Source organism: Pseudomonas huaxiensis (assembly GCF_003231275.1).
Lineage (GTDB): Bacteria > Pseudomonadota > Gammaproteobacteria > Pseudomonadales > Pseudomonadaceae > Aquipseudomonas > Aquipseudomonas huaxiensis.
Window position 1 is genome coordinate 206,433 of record NZ_QKVL01000004.1, and the last position, 18,126, is coordinate 224,558.

General features: G+C 62.8%; 23 protein-coding genes. All 23 read left to right on the forward strand.

Annotated elements, in window-relative coordinates; all coding sequences use genetic code 11:
• Positions 1-3 precede the first annotated feature (3 nt).
• The 23 genes from DM374_RS07410 (at position 4) to DM374_RS07520 (ending at position 18,120) form a co-directional block, all read left to right on the forward strand.
• Positions 4-219 (forward strand): hypothetical protein, encoded by a 216-nt coding sequence (locus DM374_RS07410; RefSeq protein WP_110969280.1) that lies wholly within the window; start codon positions 4-6, stop codon positions 217-219.
• A gap of 2 nt (positions 220-221) precedes the next feature.
• A complete protein-coding gene (locus tag DM374_RS07415; protein WP_110969281.1) occupies positions 222-1,829 on the forward strand; it encodes a phage portal protein in 1,608 nt (535 codons plus the stop codon).
• Positions 1,830-1,831: 2 nt separating this feature from the next.
• Positions 1,832-3,052: a S49 family peptidase gene (locus DM374_RS07420; protein ID WP_110969282.1), complete on the forward strand. Its 1,221-nt coding sequence runs from the start codon at positions 1,832-1,834 to the stop codon at positions 3,050-3,052.
• A gap of 11 nt (positions 3,053-3,063) precedes the next feature.
• The gene (locus DM374_RS07425) at positions 3,064-3,414 is read left to right on the forward strand and encodes a head decoration protein (RefSeq protein ID WP_110969283.1); all 351 of its coding nucleotides are present in this window, start codon (positions 3,064-3,066) and stop codon (positions 3,412-3,414) included.
• Between the two features lie 11 nt (positions 3,415-3,425).
• Complete coding sequence (locus DM374_RS07430) at positions 3,426-4,457, forward strand: major capsid protein (protein ID WP_110969284.1); 1,032 nt, start codon at positions 3,426-3,428, stop codon at positions 4,455-4,457.
• Between the two features lies 1 nt (position 4,458).
• On the forward strand, positions 4,459-4,641 hold the full coding sequence (locus tag DM374_RS07435; RefSeq protein WP_110969285.1) for a hypothetical protein: 183 nt from the start codon (positions 4,459-4,461) through the stop codon (positions 4,639-4,641).
• A gap of 2 nt (positions 4,642-4,643) precedes the next feature.
• Complete coding sequence (locus DM374_RS07440; protein ID WP_110969286.1) at positions 4,644-4,964, forward strand: head-tail joining protein; 321 nt, start codon at positions 4,644-4,646, stop codon at positions 4,962-4,964.
• A complete protein-coding gene (locus DM374_RS07445; RefSeq protein ID WP_110969287.1) occupies positions 4,961-5,611 on the forward strand; it encodes a hypothetical protein in 651 nt (216 codons plus the stop codon). Before DM374_RS07440 ends, DM374_RS07445 begins: the two co-directional genes overlap by 4 nt.
• A 1-nt stretch (position 5,612) precedes the next feature.
• Entirely contained in the window at positions 5,613-6,143 is a 531-nt protein-coding gene (locus DM374_RS07450; protein ID WP_110969288.1) for a hypothetical protein, read from the forward strand.
• A complete protein-coding gene (locus DM374_RS07455; RefSeq protein WP_110969289.1) occupies positions 6,140-6,700 on the forward strand; it encodes a phage baseplate assembly protein V in 561 nt (186 codons plus the stop codon). Before DM374_RS07450 ends, DM374_RS07455 begins: the two co-directional genes overlap by 4 nt.
• Before the next feature lie 55 nt (positions 6,701-6,755).
• Positions 6,756-6,974 carry a hypothetical protein gene (locus tag DM374_RS07460; protein WP_177431521.1) on the forward strand — a complete coding sequence of 73 codons (219 nt, stop codon included), beginning with the start codon at positions 6,756-6,758 and terminating at the stop codon, positions 6,972-6,974.
• 3 nt (positions 6,975-6,977) lie between these two features.
• Positions 6,978-7,304: a GPW/gp25 family protein gene (locus DM374_RS07465; RefSeq protein ID WP_110969290.1), complete on the forward strand. Its 327-nt coding sequence runs from the start codon at positions 6,978-6,980 to the stop codon at positions 7,302-7,304.
• On the forward strand, positions 7,301-8,182 hold the full coding sequence (locus DM374_RS07470) for a baseplate assembly protein (protein ID WP_110969291.1): 882 nt from the start codon (positions 7,301-7,303) through the stop codon (positions 8,180-8,182). The genes DM374_RS07465 and DM374_RS07470 overlap by 4 nt, the downstream gene beginning before the upstream one ends.
• 1 nt (position 8,183) lies before the next feature.
• Positions 8,184-8,789, forward strand: a complete 606-nt coding sequence (locus DM374_RS07475; protein WP_110969292.1) for a phage tail protein I — start codon at positions 8,184-8,186, stop codon at positions 8,787-8,789.
• The gene (locus DM374_RS33670; protein WP_225422456.1) at positions 8,786-10,378 is read left to right on the forward strand and encodes a phage tail protein; all 1,593 of its coding nucleotides are present in this window, start codon (positions 8,786-8,788) and stop codon (positions 10,376-10,378) included. The genes DM374_RS07475 and DM374_RS33670 overlap by 4 nt, the downstream gene beginning before the upstream one ends.
• A gap of 9 nt (positions 10,379-10,387) precedes the next feature.
• Positions 10,388-10,822 (forward strand): tail fiber assembly protein, encoded by a 435-nt coding sequence (locus DM374_RS07485; protein ID WP_110969293.1) that lies wholly within the window; start codon positions 10,388-10,390, stop codon positions 10,820-10,822.
• Positions 10,823-10,906: 84 nt separating this feature from the next.
• A complete protein-coding gene (locus tag DM374_RS07490; protein ID WP_110969294.1) occupies positions 10,907-12,073 on the forward strand; it encodes a phage tail sheath subtilisin-like domain-containing protein in 1,167 nt (388 codons plus the stop codon).
• A 12-nt stretch (positions 12,074-12,085) separates the two neighbouring features.
• Positions 12,086-12,595 (forward strand): phage major tail tube protein, encoded by a 510-nt coding sequence (locus tag DM374_RS07495; protein ID WP_110969295.1) that lies wholly within the window; start codon positions 12,086-12,088, stop codon positions 12,593-12,595.
• Positions 12,596-12,625: 30 nt separating this feature from the next.
• Entirely contained in the window at positions 12,626-12,928 is a 303-nt protein-coding gene (locus DM374_RS07500) for a phage tail assembly protein (protein ID WP_110969296.1), read from the forward strand.
• Positions 12,929-13,058: 130 nt separating this feature from the next.
• Complete coding sequence (locus DM374_RS07505; protein ID WP_110969297.1) at positions 13,059-15,968, forward strand: phage tail tape measure protein; 2,910 nt, start codon at positions 13,059-13,061, stop codon at positions 15,966-15,968.
• 9 nt (positions 15,969-15,977) lie between these two features.
• Positions 15,978-16,823 (forward strand): phage tail protein, encoded by an 846-nt coding sequence (locus tag DM374_RS07510; RefSeq protein WP_177431527.1) that lies wholly within the window; start codon positions 15,978-15,980, stop codon positions 16,821-16,823.
• Positions 16,798-17,004 (forward strand): tail protein X, encoded by a 207-nt coding sequence (locus DM374_RS07515; RefSeq protein ID WP_110969298.1) that lies wholly within the window; start codon positions 16,798-16,800, stop codon positions 17,002-17,004. The genes DM374_RS07510 and DM374_RS07515 overlap by 26 nt, the downstream gene beginning before the upstream one ends.
• Positions 17,005-17,064: 60 nt before the next feature.
• The gene (locus DM374_RS07520; RefSeq protein ID WP_110969299.1) at positions 17,065-18,120 is read left to right on the forward strand and encodes a phage late control D family protein; all 1,056 of its coding nucleotides are present in this window, start codon (positions 17,065-17,067) and stop codon (positions 18,118-18,120) included.
• The last annotated feature ends 6 nt before the right edge of the window (positions 18,121-18,126 follow it).

The window sequence follows — 18,126 nt, forward strand, 5'->3', positions numbered from 1 at the left end:
ACCATGACAGAAGCACAACAACGCCTTGCGGAAGTACGGGCGGCGATCTCGGCCGTCCTGAAGAACGGCCAACGGCTGCGCCGGGCCGACCGCGAGGTTCAGATGGCCGAGCTGAACAGCCTCCGGTTGCTAGAGAAACAGTACGCAGACCAGGTTGCCCAGGAACAAGCGGCGCTGCAGCGTCAGGGCCGTAACCGCATCTCCTACCTAGGGCTTTGAGCATGTGGCCATTTCGAAAGTCTGAGCCCGCTGCAGAGCAGTTGATGCGGGAGGCGATCCGGGTAGCCCGTGCCTCGGCAGGCGATCAGCAGATCGTTGCCCAAGGCGGTGGCGGGGGCGTGGAGACTCGCTGGCGCGGGGCCTCGCGTGTACTGCGCAGCATGGCCAGCTGGATCCCCGGCCTGGGTAGCCCACGGCGTGACTTCAATCGCAGTGAGCGGCGGATGCTGCTGGCCCGCTCGCGGGATGCCATGCGCAACCACCTGGTGGCCCGCGCCGCAATCACTCGGTTGCGGACCAACGTGGTGGGAACTGGCCTGGTCTGCCGAGCGCAAGTCGACCAGGTCGCACTGGGACTCACTGACGAGGAAGCGGACGCCTTGAATGGCCAGCTTGATCGGGTGTGGTCTCTGTACGCCGACGATCCCCGCGAGTGTGATGCTGAGGCCACGCTCAACCACTACCAACTGCAGGCGCTTGTGTTGGTGTCATCAATGGTTGCGGGCGACATTTTCGTCGCCAGTCCTGACCAGGAGCGCCCCGGCTGCATCTTCAGCACCCGGTTGCAGATGATCGAAGGTGACCGGGTCAGTAACCCAAACGATGGGCTTGATCGTGCCAATCTGGTGGACGGCGTGGAGTTCGATGACCTCGGGGCGCCGGTCGCTTACCACGTCTGCACGGGTTACATCGGCGAGCATCTGGCCAGCAAGCCGCTGAACTGGGAACGGTTACCGGTCTTTGGTGCCGAGACTGGGCGTCGGCGTGTGCTGCATGTCATGGCCGACAAGGAACGTCCAGGGCAGAAGCGTGGTGTCCCCTACCTGGCGCCGGTGCTGGAGCCTCTGCAGAAGCTGGAGCGCTACAGCAGTGCCGAGCTGATGGCTGCGGTGATCTCGGCGATGTTCACCGTGTTCATCAAGAAGGGATCGGACTTCCCGACCGGCAACCTGCCGATGTCCGCCTTGAAAGAGGAGCAGCCTGGTGGCGACGACACTGCAGACGGGGTGCTCAGTCTTGGAGAGGGCGCAGTCGTTGACCTTGGGGTCGGTGAGGAACCGGTGGTGGCCAACCCTGGCCGACCCAACGCCCAGTTCGATCCGTTCTTTACCGCAGTGGTGAAGGAGATCGGTGCCGCACTGGAGCTGCCGCTGGAAGAACTGCTGTTGCACTACAGCAGCAGTTACAGCGCAGCTCGCGCAGCCATGCTCCAAGCCTGGCGGTTCTACAGTCTGCGCCGCTGGTGGCTTGCGTGCGATTTCTGCCAGCCCAGCCGGGAACTGGTGATTGACGAAGCCGTTGCAAGAGGCCTGATCAACCTTCCCGGTTACGCCGATCCGGTCAAGCGCAAGGCCTATATCCAGGCCATTTGGATAGGTCCGGCTCGGGGTGCGATCGATGAGCTGAAGGAGGCCAACGCCGCCGGCAAGCGCATCGAGATCGGGGTCAGCAACGAAACCCTCGAAACCGCAGCCATGACCGGCGAGCCCTGGCAACAGGTGTTCCGCCAGCGTGTGCGCGAAGTCGAGCAGCGCCGGCAACACAGCCTGCAGCCGCTGCCCAAAGGTGGACTGGAAAACCCGCCTGAACCCAAACCCGAAGAGGAATAAACATGCCTCGCGCTCTTGAGCTGGCTGCTGCGCAGCCATGGCTGATGATGCCCGACGCCCTGGACAACCTGCTGACCATCGCAGATCGCATGGGCGATCCGCTGGCGCTGGCGACCAAGCGCGGCGAGCGGCTGGAGGACACCCGTAAGGTCACCCTTCGCAATGGCGTTGCGATTGTGCCGGTCACCGGACCGATTTTCCGTTACGCCAACCTGTTCACCGAGATCAGCGGCGCCACCAGTACGCAGGTGCTGGCCACTGACATCCAGCGAGCGTTGGATGATCCCAAGGTCCGCTCCATCGTACTCAACATCGACAGTCCCGGTGGTGTTGCTGCGGGCATCAACGAGCTGGCAGAGATGATCTACGCCGGACGCTCGCGCAAGCGGATCGTGGCTTACGTAGGCGGAATGGCTGCGAGTGCCGCGTACTGGATCGCCTCGGCGACCAGCGAGATCGTGATCGATGAGGCCAGTCTGGCCGGCAGCATTGGCGTCGTGGTCGAGGCGGTCGTTGAGAACGAGAAGGCCACAGGCCGCACCAGGTACCAGATCGTCAGCCGCAATGCGCCAAACAAGCGTCCGGACCTGAGCACCGAAGAAGGCCGGGCGAAGGTTGGCGAAACCATCGACGCAATGAGTGAAGTCTTCGAAAGCAAGGTTGCCCGCAACCTCGGCGTCGCCGTTGAGAAGGTGCCCGAGATGGGCGATCACGGCGGGCTTCGCGTCGGCGCTGCCGCAGTCCAGCACGGCCTGGCCCACCGCTTGGGCTCGCTGGAGTCCCTGATAACCGAACTGGCCAAGCCGGCCATCAACTCACCAAGGATACACACCATGACCACCGTCAAGACCACGGCAGAACTGCGCACCGCTCTGGCAGCGGGCACTGACCCCAGCACTATCGAGATCGCCCAGGCCGATCAGCCGGACCTCGACGCGGTTCGTGCTGAGGCTTCGGCTGCGGAGCGCGAGCGCATCAAGGGCATCAATACCCTGGCCAGCAAGGGCTTTGAGAAAGAGATCGAGGCTGCTATCGACGATGGCAGCTCTGTCGAGGCCACGGCGCTGGTGCTGTTCAAGGCTGCTCAGGACCGCGGCATCTCGCTGGCATCCATCAAGAGTGACGCTCAGGGCGTGACTGGTGCCGCCCCATCCGCTGACGGCAAGCAAGGCGAGCGCAAGGCCGCTGTCGGCGCCATCGTAGCCGGCGGCCCACGCCGCTGAAGGAGACCAACATGAGCAACCCGCAACGTCAAACCTATCAGCCGAGCCAACTCTCGGCGGGTGATTTTCCTGTCGTCATGGACACCGGCGTTATCGCTGCCGGGCAGGTCCTGAAGCGCGGCGCAGTGCTGGGGCAGGTCAGTGCTTCCAACGAGTATCGGCTGTGCAAAGCCGCTGCCGATGATGGCTCTGAGGCCCCTACCGCGATCCTTGACCAGGACGCAGACACGACCGGTGGCGCACTGACTGTGCCGATTCGCCTGACTGGCCAGGTACTGGCCAACCAACTTCACCTGGGCGAGGGCTTGACCCTCGCTGTTGCAAAGGCCGCCCTGCGTCCTCTGTCCATTTTCATCCGCTGATCGGAGCCTCCATGACTGACATTTTCGACACCCTGACCATGCTGGAAGCGGTAGAGCAGATGGCTCTGCCACGGCGCTTCCTGATGAACACCTTCTTTAACGGCGGCGCGCCATCGACCTTCGGGACCGAGGCTGTGACCATCGACATCGTCAAAGGCCAGCGCAAGATGGCGCCGTTCGTACACCCGACGCTTCCGGGTAGTGTTTCGCAGCGCACGGGTTTCAGCTCGTCGACCTACAGGCCGCCCTACATCCAGCCGAAGCGCGAAACCCGCGCAGAGTTGATCCTCAAGCGTGGCGCTGGCGAGACGGCGTTCTCCACGCGGACTCCGCTCGATCGCGCCGGAGAGCAGCTGGGCCGTGACCTGACGGATCTGGACAGCGAAATCACTCGTCGAGAAGAGTGGATGTGCGCGCAAGCGTTGACCACAGGGCGTATTCGCGTAGTTGGCGATGGGGTCGATGACACCATCGATTTCCTCATGGAAGACACCCACAAAGTTACGCTGGCAAACGGTCGCTGGAACACCAGTGATTCCGATCCTATCGCCAATCTGCGGCAGTGGCGGCGGTTGGTGGCCAAGGACTCCGGTCGGAGTGCCAACGTTGCGGTGCTGAGCGCCGAGGCGCAGGACGCCTTCCAAGGCAACGACACCGTTCTGAAACAGCTCAACTCCCGTCGAGTCGACATGGGCCTGATCAAGCCCGAGGAGTTGCCAGATGGTGTCACCTACCTGGGCTACCTCAACGATCCGGGCGTGGACCTGTATGCCTACGACGAGTGGTATCTGGACGACGATGAGAACGAGCAGCCGGTTATCCCCGCTGGCGGGTTGATTCTTGGCTCGACCAATACCCGCAACGCCATGCTTTACGGAGCGATTCAGGACTTGGAAGCCATCGAGAGCGGCCTGGTCGAAGCGGCTCGTTTTCCCAAAAGCTGGGTCACGAAGGAGCCAAGTGCGCGGTGGTTGAAGCTTCAGGCAGCTGCGCTGGCGGGCATGCTGGAACCCAACGCATTCCTCTACGCAAAGGTGGTGTGACATGGCCGCAAAGATTGAGTACGTGGTGGTGGACGGCTGCATCCAGGACGGAACCAAGGTCATTCGCCAAGATGAGGTCTACACCCCGCCCAGCAAGGAATTGGCCGAGATGCTGCTCGCCGAGGGCAAGATCGCGAAGCGTGGCCAGCTCCCGTCCAAGGATGATCAAGACGACGGGGAGTGACCATGGGCTTTCGTGAGCAGGTGGCTGCCATGGATGAGCAGCTGCTGGCCGTGATGGGTGATGAGGCTTTGATCGATGGGCGAGACCAGGCGGTACCCGGCTTCATGTCGGTCCCCTGGTTGCAACCCAAGCTGGGTCAGATCAAGACCCAGGTCAGGGAGCCGACCTTTTCGATCAGGGTTGCCGACGCTGCCGGCGTGGCTCCCCCGCAGCGGCTGGTGGTGGACCTGCCCCCGGAAGACGGAGGCGGGACGTACATCATCGTCAAGCTTGAGCCGGATGGAACCGGTTGGGTCAACCTAGTGCTTAGGGAGGTGCGATGAGCGTTGGCAGCTACTTCGAGAACAAGTCCGAGCACGGAATGCTCACGCTGCAGCTGTCCAGCTCGGACAAGCAGCGCTTCACCCGGTTCGGCACGCTCGCGCCGAAAGCCTTCGCTGCTGCGCACCGCCGGGCGATCAACAAGACGTTGCGGTGGATGCGCACGCACATTGCCCGGGCGATCGGGCAACAGGAGCGGATCGCGCAGTCGGCGGTGCGACAACGGCTCCGGGCCTATCCGGTCAACAGCAACGGCCAGGGCAAGCTCTGGTTCGGGATCAACGCGATCGAGGCCAGTCGTGCTGGTCGGGCGCGGCAGACCCGGACCGGAGTTTCGGTTGCAGGTCGCCGCTATGAGGGGGCGTTCTACAAGAAGGTCTACGGCGACAAGCCGGACATCTGGATCCGCACCGCCAGCAAGCACTTCAAGGCCAGCGATTACCCGGAGACCGCCTCAGGTGGGGGCGGCAATGGTTGGCTCTACGAGGACGGCAACGACAGTCGCTTTCCCCTGGCCAAGGCCAAGCTCTCGCTGGAGGGCGTCCGGCCTCACTTTGACGCCTGGGCGCGGCGGGCTAACCAACGGCTGCTGGAGATCCTGGAGCAAGAACTCAACTACGAAATGCAGAAGATGCTGAAAGGGGCCTGACGTGTCTGATCAAACCTTTAGTCTCGACGACCTGTATCAGGCGATCGAGGATCATGTCCAGGAAGCCATACCCGGGCTTGAGGCGGTTTGCTTCATGCCCGCGCACATGACCACCCTGCCAGTTCCCATGGTGCTGCTGGAGCTGGTGGGGCTTGATCCGGGGCGAGATCAAGGAACCGGCGAGACGGCGGTTGTTGCTCGCTTCGAGGCCAGGGCAATCGTCGGCGCCGAGCAGGCGGAATGTTATCGGCAAGCTGCCTTCATTGCTTCCCGGCTGGCGGTGTTGCTGCGTCTCCAGACCTGGGGTCAGGAAGTCGAGCCTGCAGAGTTCCTGCAGGCCTCCCAGGACTTCACGCGGCCGGAGCTGGATGGCTACGCGGTCTGGGTCGTTGAATGGACGCAGACCCTGTACCTCGGGGAGGAAGAGTGGCCTTGGCCGAACCAGCCGCCGAGTAGCCTGATGCTGGGCTTCGTGCCGGATACCGGATCGGGACAGCAGGGCGCGTATGTTGCTCCGGAGTCCCTCGAATGAGTCAGGCCAGCGCAGCCCATGACCGCATGATCGCGGGCCTGATCATCCCGTGCAGGGTCGTGGCAGTAGACCTTGCAGCCGCAATGGTGCGGGTTTCCGATGGCGCCGGCTGGACTAGCGCCTGGGTGCGGTGGCACAGCCAGGCGGCCGGCAAGGCGCGGCATTGGCGGTCGCCTAGCTTGGGCGAGCAGGGCGCATTGATCAGCCCCAGCGGCGAGCCCGCCCAGGGCACGTTCGTGCCCGGCCTGTACGGCAATGCGGGTGACCAGCCGGACAACCGCGACCACGTCGAAGTCTGGCGTTTCGACGACGGCGGGTCGCTGGTGTATGACTGGCAGGCCAACACCTACAGCATCGACCTGCCGACCGGCACCGCAACGGTGCGAGTGGGAGGAAGCTCTGCGGTTGTCACGGATGACGCCATCACCGCTACGTCGACCACAATCACACTCACCGGTGACGTCCAGGTCAACGGCAAGTTGCAGGTCACCGGCGACATCCTCGGCGGTGCCAAGATCATCGACACCGCCGGCAACACACCGAACCACAAGCACTGATCCATCTGTATCAACAGGCCCGCCAAGTGCGGGCTTTTTCGTTCCTGGAGGAAACATGCGAAATAAAGACCTCGAGGTTGTGCACCCGCCGCAGCCGCAGCCCAAGCCCGGCCCGGCCTTGCGTTACCGCGACACCCGTTACACCTCCCGAGTGCTGCAACTGCCGGACGGGCGTTTGCTGTCGGTGGCGCAAGGCATCGTGGCGACCATGGCGGACGATACCGTCGGACTGGAATATCTCGCCTCCCACCAGGACCTGGTTCCCGAGGAGTAATCGATGATCGGAGTGGACCGCCACACTGGGCAGCCGCTGTCGGGCATCGCCCACCTGCGGCAGTCCATCGAGGACATTCTCACCACCTCCCTTGGCAGTCGTCGCATGCGGCCGGAGTACGGCAGCAAGCTGCGCCGGTTCGTCGACCTGCCGGTCAATGAGGGTTGGAAAAGCGCTGTACAGGCCGAGGTCGCCCGGGCAGTGGGTCGCTGGGAGCCCCGGTTGAAGCTTGAGCGGGTACGGGTGACGGCCGTCGTTGGCGGCCAGATCACCTTGCAACTGACGGGGCAGTACCTGGGTGATAACCAGATTTTGGAGGTGAGCGCGTGAGCACTGTTGAACTGTCGGCCCTGCCGGCGCCGCAGGTGCTGGAGGATCTGGACTACGAGGAGACGTATCAGCAGGAGCTGGCGACTTTTCAGACGTTCATGGGGGATAACTGGACAGCCAACCTTGAAAGCGACCCGGTGACCAAGCTGCTGGAGCTGGGCGCTTATCGGCGCTTGCAGAACCGGGCGCGGATCAATGACGCGGCCAAGGCCCTGTTGCTGGCCTACGCCCGGGGCAGCGACCTTGACCAGTTGGCGGCCAACGTCGAGCTCAAGCGCCTGGTGGTGCAAGCCGAAGACCTGAGCACGTCGCCGCCGACGCTGCAGGTGCTCGAGGAAGACGACGCCCTGCGCGAGCGTGTCCAGCTGGTCTACGAGGGGCTGACCACGGCCGGCCCGCGCAACAGCTACATCCTGCATGCCCGCAACGCCTCGGGGCTGGTCGCGGACGCCACGGCGGAAAGCCCGTCGCCGGCGGTCGTTACCGTAACAGTGCTGTCGCTGGAGGACAAAGGGAGGGCCAGCCCGGAGCTGCTGGAGGCCGTGCGGGTCAAGCTGAGCGATGACGACGTGCGTCCGGTCGGTGACCGGCTGTTCGTTGAAAGCGCCGAGGTGCTGCACTACCGAATCGATGCGGTGCTGTACAAGTCCGGCAGCGGCCCGGAGACGGAGGCCGCGCTGGCCGAATGCCGGCGTCGTCTGGCGGCGTGGATCAACCCGCGCCGCCGCCTCGGCGTCGAGATCGCCCGGTCTGCGATTGACGCCCAGTTGCATATCGCCGGCGTGAGCCGGGTTGAGCTGATTGACTGGCAGGACCTGTCCCCGACCAAAGCGCAGGCGGCCTGGTGCACTGGCTTCACCGTCGAATGGGGTAGCTGACATGTCCAGCCTGCTACCGCTCAACAGCACGTTGCTGGAGCGCGCTATCGAGGCCGCTAACCACGACCATCCCGACCTCCCGCTGCGCACTCTCTACAACCCTGACACCTGTCCGGCTCATATGCTGCACCAGCTCGCCTGGGCTTGGTCGGTGGACCGCTGGGAAGAGAGCTGGAGCGAGGCTGTAAAGCGCTCGGTGATTCGCTCGGCGTTCTACGTGCATACGCGCAAGGGAACGATTGGCGCGCTGCGCAGAGTCGTTGAGCCCTTGGGCTACCTGATCGAGGTCCTCGAGTGGTGGCAAACCCACCCTGAGGGAGTGCCCGGCACCTTTGCACTCCAAGTCGGAGTCCTCGATCAGGGTATCACTGAAGAAATGTATGCGGAGCTGACGCGACTGATCGATGACGCCAAGCCAGTCAGTCGGCACCTCACTGGCTTGGCTATCGCACTTTCCAGCAGCGGCTACCTACGCGTGGCGGCGGGGCTGGCCGAAGGCGAGGAAATCGATGTTTACCCGCCGATGCCCCGCGACATTGCAGTAGTGGGTACCTCTGGCCATGTCGGCCGTGACCATCAAATCGAATACCTGGACGTGTACTCATGACTGACCAGAACAGCCAGTTCTTCGCCATCCTCACCGCAGTGGGGGAGGCCAAGCAGGCAAATGCAGATGCCCTGGGTGTGCCATGGACCTTCGCCCAGATGGGCGTCGGTGATGCCAATGGGGCAGAGCCCATTCCAAGTCGCACCCAGACCAAACTGATTAACGAACGCCGTCGGGCTCCCTTGAATCAGCTGAAGGTTGACCCGGGCAATGCGAGCATCATCATCGCCGAGCAGGTCATACCGCCTGATGCCGGCGGCTGGTGGATCCGCGAAATCGGTCTCTACGACGCTGCTGGCGATCTGGTGGCGGTCGCAAACTGTGCACCGAGTTTCAAGCCGCTGCTCTCCCAGGGTACGGGCAAAACGCAAGTCGTGCGGCTGAATATCATTGTCACCAGTACGGCCAACGTGCAGCTCAAGATCGACCCGTCCGTGGTTCTGGCAACGCGAGAGTACGTTGATACATCGTTACTGAATGTTTTGCCTCGCGACAAAACGCCCGGCGCTTATACCCAGGTACGAATCAATGAGCGCGGGCTGGTCGTCGAAGGTTGGAACCCTACGACCCTGGCGGACTACGGCATCACCGATGCGTTGAGCAAAAAAGGCGGGACCGTTCTCGGAAACTTCTGGCTCGATGGCTACAACATGTTCCTCAAGCAGAGCGGGGCTCAAGCATGGAACATCGGGGTGCTGGGCACAGATGATCGGGGGGCAATTCAAGCGGGTATGGGTTTTGTCGGAGGATCGGGTGCAATTCAAAGCGTTTTCCTCGCCTTGGGTGATCAGCCTTGGGCGGTTGGAAATGGCGTTCGCATCACTTCGGCTGGGGTCGCCATTGAGGGGGTGCTGTCCGGAGTCGGATCTGGCCTGAGCAAGCTTCCCTGGGCAGGCCTGGAAGGCGTGCCGAAAGCACTGAAGACGATGGGGGATGTTGCGGGTCTAGGGTTCTACGCGCACCTTGGCGGTGGCGTGATCGAGGTGCGGTCGATTGCTGTCGCCGGTGCTGGGCTCAGCATCTCTAACGCCGCCGGCCTCGACGGCAATCCGACGCTAGGCCTTGTGGTGGCAACTCAAGGCATGGCCGAGGCCGGCGCTGATAACGAACGCCCCATGAGTGCCCTGCGGGTCTTTCAAGCAATCGCGGCGGTTGTAAAACAAGCGACAGAAAACGCGTTTGGCTGGGCCAGGATTGGTACGCAGACGCAAGTCGATGCGGGCACTGACGATGCTGTCATTGTCACGCCGAAGAAGCTCCGCGCCGGCTTTTCCGCACTGCTCACCGATAACGGCTATATCGCTTTCCCGAGTTGGATGGGTGGGTTGATTGTGCAGTGGGGGCGTGCGGTTGGCGTGCCCCAGGCGATCGACGCACCTGATGTTGTCGGTCCAACGGTGGACATACCGTTGCCGTTGACGTTTCCGACCGCAGCCTGGCGAGTGCTCGCAACCATGAATTTTACGACCATGTCGACGAAATCGTCTTACGCCCCGGGGGCCACCATCGTCTCCAACTCCGTGATCCGGGTGCAGAACAACTATACGAACTCCGGTGGCCAGATCTGCTACCTGGTGATTGGTAAGTAAGGGGGGCAAATGACTACTTTCTACAGCCCGGGCGAAACCGGGTTTTTCGACACGCTGGTTCATGCATCAGGGCAGATCCCGGCAGATGCAATCAAAGTTTCGGCGGCCCGCCGGGTTGAGTTGCTGCAGGGACTGTCTCTCGGCCAGGTTATTCGGGTGGGTATTGGCGGCGATCTGGAGCTGGTTGATCCACCGGTAGACCCGAAATATGCGGTGCTCAAGGAGCGTGCTTGGCGCGATTCCGCGATTACGCAGGTGAGCTGGCTGCGTGAGCGGCACCGCGATGAGCAGGATCTGGGGCGGCCGACGACTTTGACCACCGAGCAGTTCGCAACGCTGCTGGCGTTTCTGCAACTTTTGCGCGATTGGCCGGAGTCTGAACACTTTCCCGACATTGAACAGCGGCCGCTACAGCCGCCTTGGCTGGCCGAATTGCTTGGCTGACGCCCCGCACTGCCGGGGCGTTTTTGTCTCCGGCTTCAACCCTTCAGCCCCGGATTTCGGGGCTTTTCCATATCTGGAGTTCACATGAGTGGTTTCTTTCACGGCGTTACCGTAACGAACGTCGACACAGGCGCGCGCAATATCGCGCTCCCGTCGTCCTCGATCATCGGCCTGGTCGACACCTTCACCCCCGGGGTGGATGCCACGGCCAAGGCCAATGACCTGGTGCTGATCACCAACGAGCGCGAAGCCGTCGCCGCCTTCGGTCCGGCCTCGGCCATAACCGTAGCGTGCAAGGCCATCTATGCCCGCGCCAAGGCGGTGATCGTCGCCTGCGGCGTGGCGAAGCTGGAAGACGCGGCCGCGCAGACATCCGCAATCATCGGCGGGGTGCTTGTCGACGGCAAGCGTACCGGCCTGCAGGCGCTGCTCGACGGCAAAAGCCGTTTCAACGCCCAGCCGCGCCTGCTGGTAACCCCGAAGCACAGCGCCACCCAGGCCGTCGGCACTGCCCTGGTGGCGCTAGCCGACAAGCTGCGCGGTATTGCCATCATCGACGGCCCGGGCACTACCGACGAGGCGGCGTTGGCCTACGCGGAGAACTTCGGCGCCAAGCGCGCGTATCTGGTCGACCCGGGTGTGCAGTATTGGGACACCTCGGCCGACGCCACGGTTAACTCGCCGTCGTCGGCCTGGGTCGCCGGCCTGTTCGCCTGGACCGACAACGAATATGGCTTCTGGGCCTCGCCGTCGAACAAGGAGTTCGTGGGCATCACCGGAACCACGCGTTCGGTCGAGTTCCTCGACGGCGACGAAACCTGCCGGGCCAACCTGCTCAACAACGCCAATATCACCACCATCATCCGCGACGATGGCTACCGCCTGTGGGGCAACCGCACGCTGTCGAGTGATCCGAAATGGGCGTTCGTCACCCGTGTCCGGACCATGGATATCGTCATGGATGCGATCCTCTACGGGCACAAGTGGGCCGTGGACCGCTCGATCACCGCGACCTACGTCAAGGACGTGACCGAGGGCCTGGAGAACTTCATGCGCGACCTGAAGGCCCAGGGCGCAATCATCAATTTCGAGGTGTTCGCTGACCCCGACCTGAACACGGCCAGCCAACTGGAGCAGGGCAAGGTGTACTGGAACATCCGCTTTACCGATGTCCCGCCTGCTGAAAACCCCAATTTCCGCGTCGAGGTCACCAACCAGTGGCTGACCGAAGTCCTGGACCAGAATTCCTAAGGAGCCCCTGCAATGGCAATGATTCCTCAAACCCTCTCAAACCTGAACCTGTTCGTCGACGGCATCAGCTTTCAAGGTGACGTGCCGAGCCTCACGCTCCCCAAGCTCACGCTCAAGATGGAAGAGCATCGCGTCGGCGGCATGGATGTGCCGATCGAGATCATCCAGGGCATGGAAAAGATGGAAGCCGGTTTCGTCACTACCGGCGTTCGTAAAGACTCGATGCGGTTCTTCGGCCTGGCTGACGGTACCGCGTTCAACGGCACGTTCCGGGGCTCCTATCGCGGGCTCAAAGGCGCAGTCACCGCAGTGGTGGTGACGCTGCGTGGTGCGTTGAAGGAAGTCGACATGGGGGACTGGAAGCCTGGTGATAAGGCAGAGATCAAGCACAACGTCGCGGTGACGTACTACAAGCTCGAACTCGACGGCCGCGTCATGTACGAAATCGACCCTCTCGGCATGAAGCGCGTCATCAACGGTGTTGACCAACTGGCCGCTGAGCGCTCCGCCCTCGGCCTCTAACCCCTCTCACTACTCGTAAGGACTGCATCTATGGGCGTTCAAGCAAAGACCCCGAGCTGGCTGGTCATCACCCCAGACAGCGTTACCGTGACTCTGACGAAGGCATCCGAAGCCAACGGCATCCAGGTCGACAAACTGCGCCTGCGTGCCCCCACCGTGCGCGACCTGCGCAACGCCCAGGCCACGGGTGGCGATAACGACGAGCAGCGCGAGCTGAACCTGTTCGCCTCGCTGGCCGAGGTCGGTACCAAGGATCTGGAAGGGCTGACGCTGAAAGACTACACCCGCCTGCAGACCGGCTATTTTCGTCTGGTGCAAGACGACGAGTTTTAATGCCGCCTGGCAGAAACTGGCAGCAAAGCGGCTCGCCCAAGAGCTGCACTTTTCCGCTGCTGAAATCATGACCATGTCCTACGCGGACATGGTCTGGTGGCTCACGGACTGAGCCCGGGGAGTGTGAGCAATGGCAAGCAATCTGGCGCTCTCGCTAGTGATCGGCGGCGCAGTTGCGTCGTCGTTTGGGTCTGCTTTGAAGACTGCCGAAAACGGCATTTCAAAGCTGGAACAGAAAGGCAACAAGGCCAAGGTGCTCAAGAGCACGATTGGCGAGACGATCAAGCTCAGGGAAGAGTGGAAGAAAGCGCACGACACCGGCTCGGCCTCGGCCGCTGGTCTGCTCCGCCGGTTGGACGCGAACCTGGATGCCTTGCGCAAACAGGGCGTCCAGGTTGGCCGGCTGGAAAAGGAATACCAGCGCCTCGGCCGGACGGCCAAAGCCGTGGATCTGCAAGTCAAAGGCCGGCAGCAACTGGACAAGGGCAAGGAGGGGGCCAAGTCCACGGTAGGCAAGGCCACGGCTGCGGTTGCAGCAGTGACCATCCCAACGATGATCAGTGCAGGGTACCAGGCCACGATCCGCGATATTGCGATCAAGGCCGGGGTGGCGAATCAGCCCGAAGAGCAGGCGATGGCCAAGCAGATCATCCAAGTATCGCAGGATACCGGGATGAGCCGTGATGGTGTTGCCGACCTGGTCAACCAGTTGGTCGGTGCCGGTATGGAACTGGACAAGGCCCTGTCCTATTCCACCGTGGCAGCCAAGTTCTCAGTAGGGCAGGGGGCCAGTGGCGTCGACGTTGCGTCGATGATCCAGGCCCTGGAGCAGAACGCGAAGATCAGCGACCCCAAGGTTATGGAAAAGACCCTGGAAGGGATCGCCCTGCAGGGCCAGGCGGGTTCGTTCGAAGCCTCGGACATGGCCCGCTGGTTCCCGGTGTTGCTGGCCGGTATGGAAAAAACCGGTAGCACCGGTCCCGAGGCGGTGGCCCAGCTCGGTGCAATGTTGCAGGTGCAGATGAAAACTGCCGGCAGCTCGGACGAAGCGGCCAACAACCTCAAGAACTGGATCGAAAAGATCGGCGCCGGTGACGTCGTCAAAGCCTACAAGGACGCGGGAATCGACTACCAGGCATCGCTCAACACTGGTATCCAGAAGGGCATGTCGGTTCTGGAATCGTCCATGGCCCTCGCGCAGAAGTACGTCCAAACGACGGACCCGGCGAAGGCCAAGAAGATGGCTGACGCTCAGGCGAAGATTGACAAGGAGGTCGACCCGAAAAAGGCCATTAAGGCCTTGGAGGCGCTGGAACAAAGTCTCAAGACCGGCGACATTTTTGCGGACATGCAAGTCAAGGCTGCGCTGACGGCATACGGGCAAAACCGAGGGCTATATGAGCAGCTGAAAAAGGATGCTCAGGATGCCACGGGGATCCTCGACAAGAACCTGCAGGAGCGCCGCGAGACGTCGGCGCAGATGTGGACCGAGGCCAAGAACGACATCAACGAGGCCATGCGGTCTATCGGGGACGCGATCCGTCCTGCGACGGACGCGGCAGCGAAGGGAATCAGCTGGGTGGCAAAAGGCCTGGTCAGCTTGTCGGACGGCGCCCAGGTCGCCGTGATGGGAATCGGGGCCATCGTGGCAGGCTATCTGGCCTTGAAGTCGATCATCAGCGGTTACCGGATCACAAAGGGCCTGGCCGACATTGGCCGCGGTAACGTGCTGGAGCGTCTGGCCGAGCGCGCTTCCGCTGCTGGTGACGCCGCTGGATCGCGATCGAGGGGGCCGGGGACGAGCCGCAAGCCTGGGTTGCTGGACCGCCTGCGCGGTGCAGGCAACGACGGTGCAGGCGAGTCGCTTCCGAAGGTGGGGGACACGCAGAAGGTGTTCGTGGTCAATGCGGACGCCTTCGGCCGTGGGACTGGTAGCGGGGGCGATGGCGCGCCGGACCGCCGTCGTCGTCCTCGGCGCCGTCCTGGTCGGCCACGACCTCCCCAGCGGCCTGGCCGGCCCAAAGGGGTGCCGAAGGTCACCAAGGTTCCTGATGTGCCGAAGGTCCCCAAGGTCCCTGTTGCACCGACCAGTGCAGTGGGTGACATGTTCAAGTCTGCCCGAAACTTCACCAAAGCCGGCAAGCGGTTGCCGGGAATGAACGTGATCGACTTGGGCGTCGGTGCGGTCGATCTCGCAATGAACGCCCATACCCAGGACGAAAAGGCCGAAGGCTTTGGTGGCTTGCTGGGTGGGGCAGCGGGCTCGGCGGCGGGGGCGGCGGCCGGTGCGGCGTTGGGAACGCTGATCTTGCCGGTGATCGGCACGGCCATTGGCGGCATTGCTGGCTCGATCATCGGCGGAATGGCGGGGGAGGAGGGCGGCTCGTGGCTGGGCAAGGCGTTGTTCGGCGAGAAGAAAGAGGAAGCAGTAGCCCAGGCAGAGCTGCCCCCGGCAGCGACGACTGTCACCAAGCCGGTAGCGACCGTGTCTTACGATCCCCGCGACCCCAACTCGCAAGACCCGTTTCTGTTGCCTGCGCTGACTGCCAACCGTGTGGGTTTCCCCGGCGCCGCGTTGGTTAAGCCTCAGGTACCGATAGCTCAGCCACCGGTCGCGATACCCCCGGCGGTGGCCCAGCCCTTGGCGCCGCAGGTGTCGTATGACCCACGCGACCCGAACTCGAAAGATCCTTTCCTCCTGCCGGCGCTGACGGAGAATCGAGTGAGGTTCCCCGGCGCGGAGTTGGTCAAGCCCCAATCCCAGTCGGCGGCGATGGGTGATGTTGTGCGGGATCTGGCTACTGCGCCTGCAGCGGTACCGAGCGTTCCGGAGTTGGCCAAGGCGGCAGCGGTCAAGCCGGAGGCGCCGAAGGTCGAGCAGTCGTTCACGTTCGCACCGAACATTCCGGTGAACGTGCATGGCGACGTCAAAGATCCCGCGCAGATGGCTCAGGAAATCTGGCCGCACATCCAACGGCAGATGGAGGACTTCGCGCGTCAGCAGCAGGTTCGCCAACTGAGCGATGAGCCACACGTATAAGGAGGGCCCATGGCCTATATGGAGCAACTGCAATCAGGGCTCAAGTCCTTGGTTGCAGCGGGAGAGGCTGGCCGGCGAAGTGCTGATGAAATGCTAGCGCCGGTGAACGGGGCCATCAGCGATATCACGGGTGCGGCCTCGGAACTGGAAGGTATCCCGTTCGTCGGGCCTGCTATCGGTGCGAAGCTGCAGCGCACTATGCGTGGTATCACCGCCGCCCAGGAGACGGTCGGACGGGTGGCGTCGATGTATGGCCAGGCGACGTCAGCGGTTGCACAGGTGCAAGAACGGCTGGGTACGTTGAAGGAACAGGCCGCAAAAGCCGGGGCGGCGATCAACAAGATCGCCGGCAAGGTGAGCCCTTCCCTGGACAGCATCATGCCGACCGCATCGTTTGCGTCGGATCAGACGCCGGCGGTCGACGCGGTGAAGCCCTTCCCGCACCTGCTGATCATTCAGCCGCTCAAGCCCGACTCCCAGCCGTACTACTTCAACCTGGACACTGCAGCGTTTGATGAGCTGCGGCGACAGACGGCATTCCGCTGGGCTGGCCAAGAACGGTTATCGCGCTCGATCGCGCAGCAGAGCGTTGGCCAGGGCGATGACAAGCTCAGCATCAGGGGCGTCGTTTACCCAGGGCAGAAGGCCGGGATCAAGCAACTGGACACGTTGCGCAGCTTCGGCCGGGCACTGCAACCGCTAGGGCTCACGACAGGATACGGCGAGGTCCTGGGCAACTGGTGCCTACTGAGCGTTGATGAGGAACAGAGCAACCTGCTCGCCGGAGGGATCCCTCGCCGGCAGGGCTTCAGCTTGGAGTTTGTGAGCTATGGCGACGACCTGCAGAACATCTGACGGGGATCTGCTGGACACCCTGTGCCAGCACTACTACGGGCACCTGGTGGGCACGGTGGAAGCGGTGTTGGCCGCGAATCAGGGCTTGGCTGATATCGCGCAGCCCTACAGCGCGGGTGTACTGATCGTGCTGCCTGATATCGAAGTTGCCACCGATGCGACCGTGCGGCTCTGGGATTGACCTGGCCGCGCACCCCACACGCCCCGCACAAGCGGGGCTTTTCATTTCTGGAGCTGAGCAATGACACCGGTATTTCGCATTGAGGCGGACAAGCGCGATATCACCGCGCTGATCAATGACCGCCTGCTGATGCTGCGCACCTCCGACAAGCCCGGGCTGGAGTCCGACGAGTTCGAACTGCGAATCGACGATCGAGGCCAGGCCGTTGCATTGCCGTCACGTGGGGCCTCGATCGAGATCTCGATGGGTTACGCCGGCCAGGCGCTGGTTAGGCTCGGTCGCTACACGGTCGACGAGGTGGAGCTGAGCGGCCCGCCTGATCAACTCGTGATCCGGGGCAAAGCCAGCGACATGCGCGGATCCGGCAAGACGACGCGCAGCGGCAGCTGGGAGGGCGTGCCCCTGCAACAGATCGTCCGGGACATCGCGGCGCGCAACGGATGGGAGGCGGTATGCCCGGTACAGACAAAGGTGCCACGGGTCGACCAGTTCAACGAGTCGGATTTCAACTTCATCACGCGGCTGGCCAAGCAGTACGACAGCACGGCCAAGGTCGCCGAGGGCAAGCTGCTGGTGCTGCCACGGCAGGACGGCAAGAGCGCGAGCGGCAAGACCCTGCCCGTCGTGACGATCACGCGGCATGACGTCAGCCGGTACCAGTTCCGGCTTGGCGACAAAACCACAAACAAGGCCGTCCAGGCCAAGTACCAGGACAAGAAGTCCGGCGAACTGAAGACTGTCGATGTCTCGAACGATGAAGCTCCCAGCTCCCTGCCGGCAGTGCATACCGAGCGGCATGTCTATCCGAACGAAACTGCAGCGCAACAGGCTGCCCAGGCGCGGTTGGCGGCATTCAACCGGAGCACGGCGGGGGTTCGCCTGGAAATGGCTGGGCGTGCCGACCTGATCGCCGAGCAAACGATCAGGGCGGCGGGCTTCAAGGACGGGCTCGACGGCGACTATTTGGTCGACAGCGTGGAGCACACCTTCACCACCGGAGGCTGGAGGACCTTGATCGAGTGCAACGGCGGCAAGAAAGGCAAGGCGAAGGCCAAGAGCAAGAAGAAAAAACAAACCAAACCAGTCAAGACAGTCGAGCTGTCCCCATCGGCCTGATGGCCA

Excerpts from the sequence above, each read along its gene's own strand:
- DM374_RS07410 (WP_110969280.1), top strand. The coding sequence starts at position 4 with ATGACAGAAGCACAACAACGCCTTGCGGAAGTACGGGCGGCGATCTCG.
- DM374_RS07415 (WP_110969281.1), top strand. The coding sequence starts at position 222 with ATGTGGCCATTTCGAAAGTCTGAGCCCGCTGCAGAGCAGTTGATGCGG.
- DM374_RS07420 (WP_110969282.1), top strand. The coding sequence starts at position 1,832 with ATGCCTCGCGCTCTTGAGCTGGCTGCTGCGCAGCCATGGCTGATGATG.
- DM374_RS07425 (WP_110969283.1), top strand. The coding sequence starts at position 3,064 with ATGAGCAACCCGCAACGTCAAACCTATCAGCCGAGCCAACTCTCGGCG.
- DM374_RS07430 (WP_110969284.1), top strand. The coding sequence starts at position 3,426 with ATGACTGACATTTTCGACACCCTGACCATGCTGGAAGCGGTAGAGCAG.
- DM374_RS07435 (WP_110969285.1), top strand. The coding sequence starts at position 4,459 with ATGGCCGCAAAGATTGAGTACGTGGTGGTGGACGGCTGCATCCAGGAC.
- DM374_RS07440 (WP_110969286.1), top strand. The coding sequence starts at position 4,644 with ATGGGCTTTCGTGAGCAGGTGGCTGCCATGGATGAGCAGCTGCTGGCC.
- DM374_RS07445 (WP_110969287.1), top strand. The coding sequence starts at position 4,961 with ATGAGCGTTGGCAGCTACTTCGAGAACAAGTCCGAGCACGGAATGCTC.
- DM374_RS07455 (WP_110969289.1), top strand. The coding sequence starts at position 6,140 with ATGAGTCAGGCCAGCGCAGCCCATGACCGCATGATCGCGGGCCTGATC.
- DM374_RS07460 (WP_177431521.1), top strand. The coding sequence starts at position 6,756 with ATGCGAAATAAAGACCTCGAGGTTGTGCACCCGCCGCAGCCGCAGCCC.
- DM374_RS07465 (WP_110969290.1), top strand. The coding sequence starts at position 6,978 with ATGATCGGAGTGGACCGCCACACTGGGCAGCCGCTGTCGGGCATCGCC.
- DM374_RS07475 (WP_110969292.1), top strand. The coding sequence starts at position 8,184 with ATGTCCAGCCTGCTACCGCTCAACAGCACGTTGCTGGAGCGCGCTATC.
- DM374_RS33670 (WP_225422456.1), top strand. The coding sequence starts at position 8,786 with ATGACTGACCAGAACAGCCAGTTCTTCGCCATCCTCACCGCAGTGGGG.
- DM374_RS07485 (WP_110969293.1), top strand. The coding sequence starts at position 10,388 with ATGACTACTTTCTACAGCCCGGGCGAAACCGGGTTTTTCGACACGCTG.
- DM374_RS07490 (WP_110969294.1), top strand. The coding sequence starts at position 10,907 with ATGAGTGGTTTCTTTCACGGCGTTACCGTAACGAACGTCGACACAGGC.
- DM374_RS07495 (WP_110969295.1), top strand. The coding sequence starts at position 12,086 with ATGGCAATGATTCCTCAAACCCTCTCAAACCTGAACCTGTTCGTCGAC.
- DM374_RS07500 (WP_110969296.1), top strand. The coding sequence starts at position 12,626 with ATGGGCGTTCAAGCAAAGACCCCGAGCTGGCTGGTCATCACCCCAGAC.
- DM374_RS07505 (WP_110969297.1), top strand. The coding sequence starts at position 13,059 with ATGGCAAGCAATCTGGCGCTCTCGCTAGTGATCGGCGGCGCAGTTGCG.
- DM374_RS07510 (WP_177431527.1), top strand. The coding sequence starts at position 15,978 with ATGGCCTATATGGAGCAACTGCAATCAGGGCTCAAGTCCTTGGTTGCA.
- DM374_RS07515 (WP_110969298.1), top strand. The coding sequence starts at position 16,798 with ATGGCGACGACCTGCAGAACATCTGACGGGGATCTGCTGGACACCCTG.
- DM374_RS07520 (WP_110969299.1), top strand. The coding sequence starts at position 17,065 with ATGACACCGGTATTTCGCATTGAGGCGGACAAGCGCGATATCACCGCG.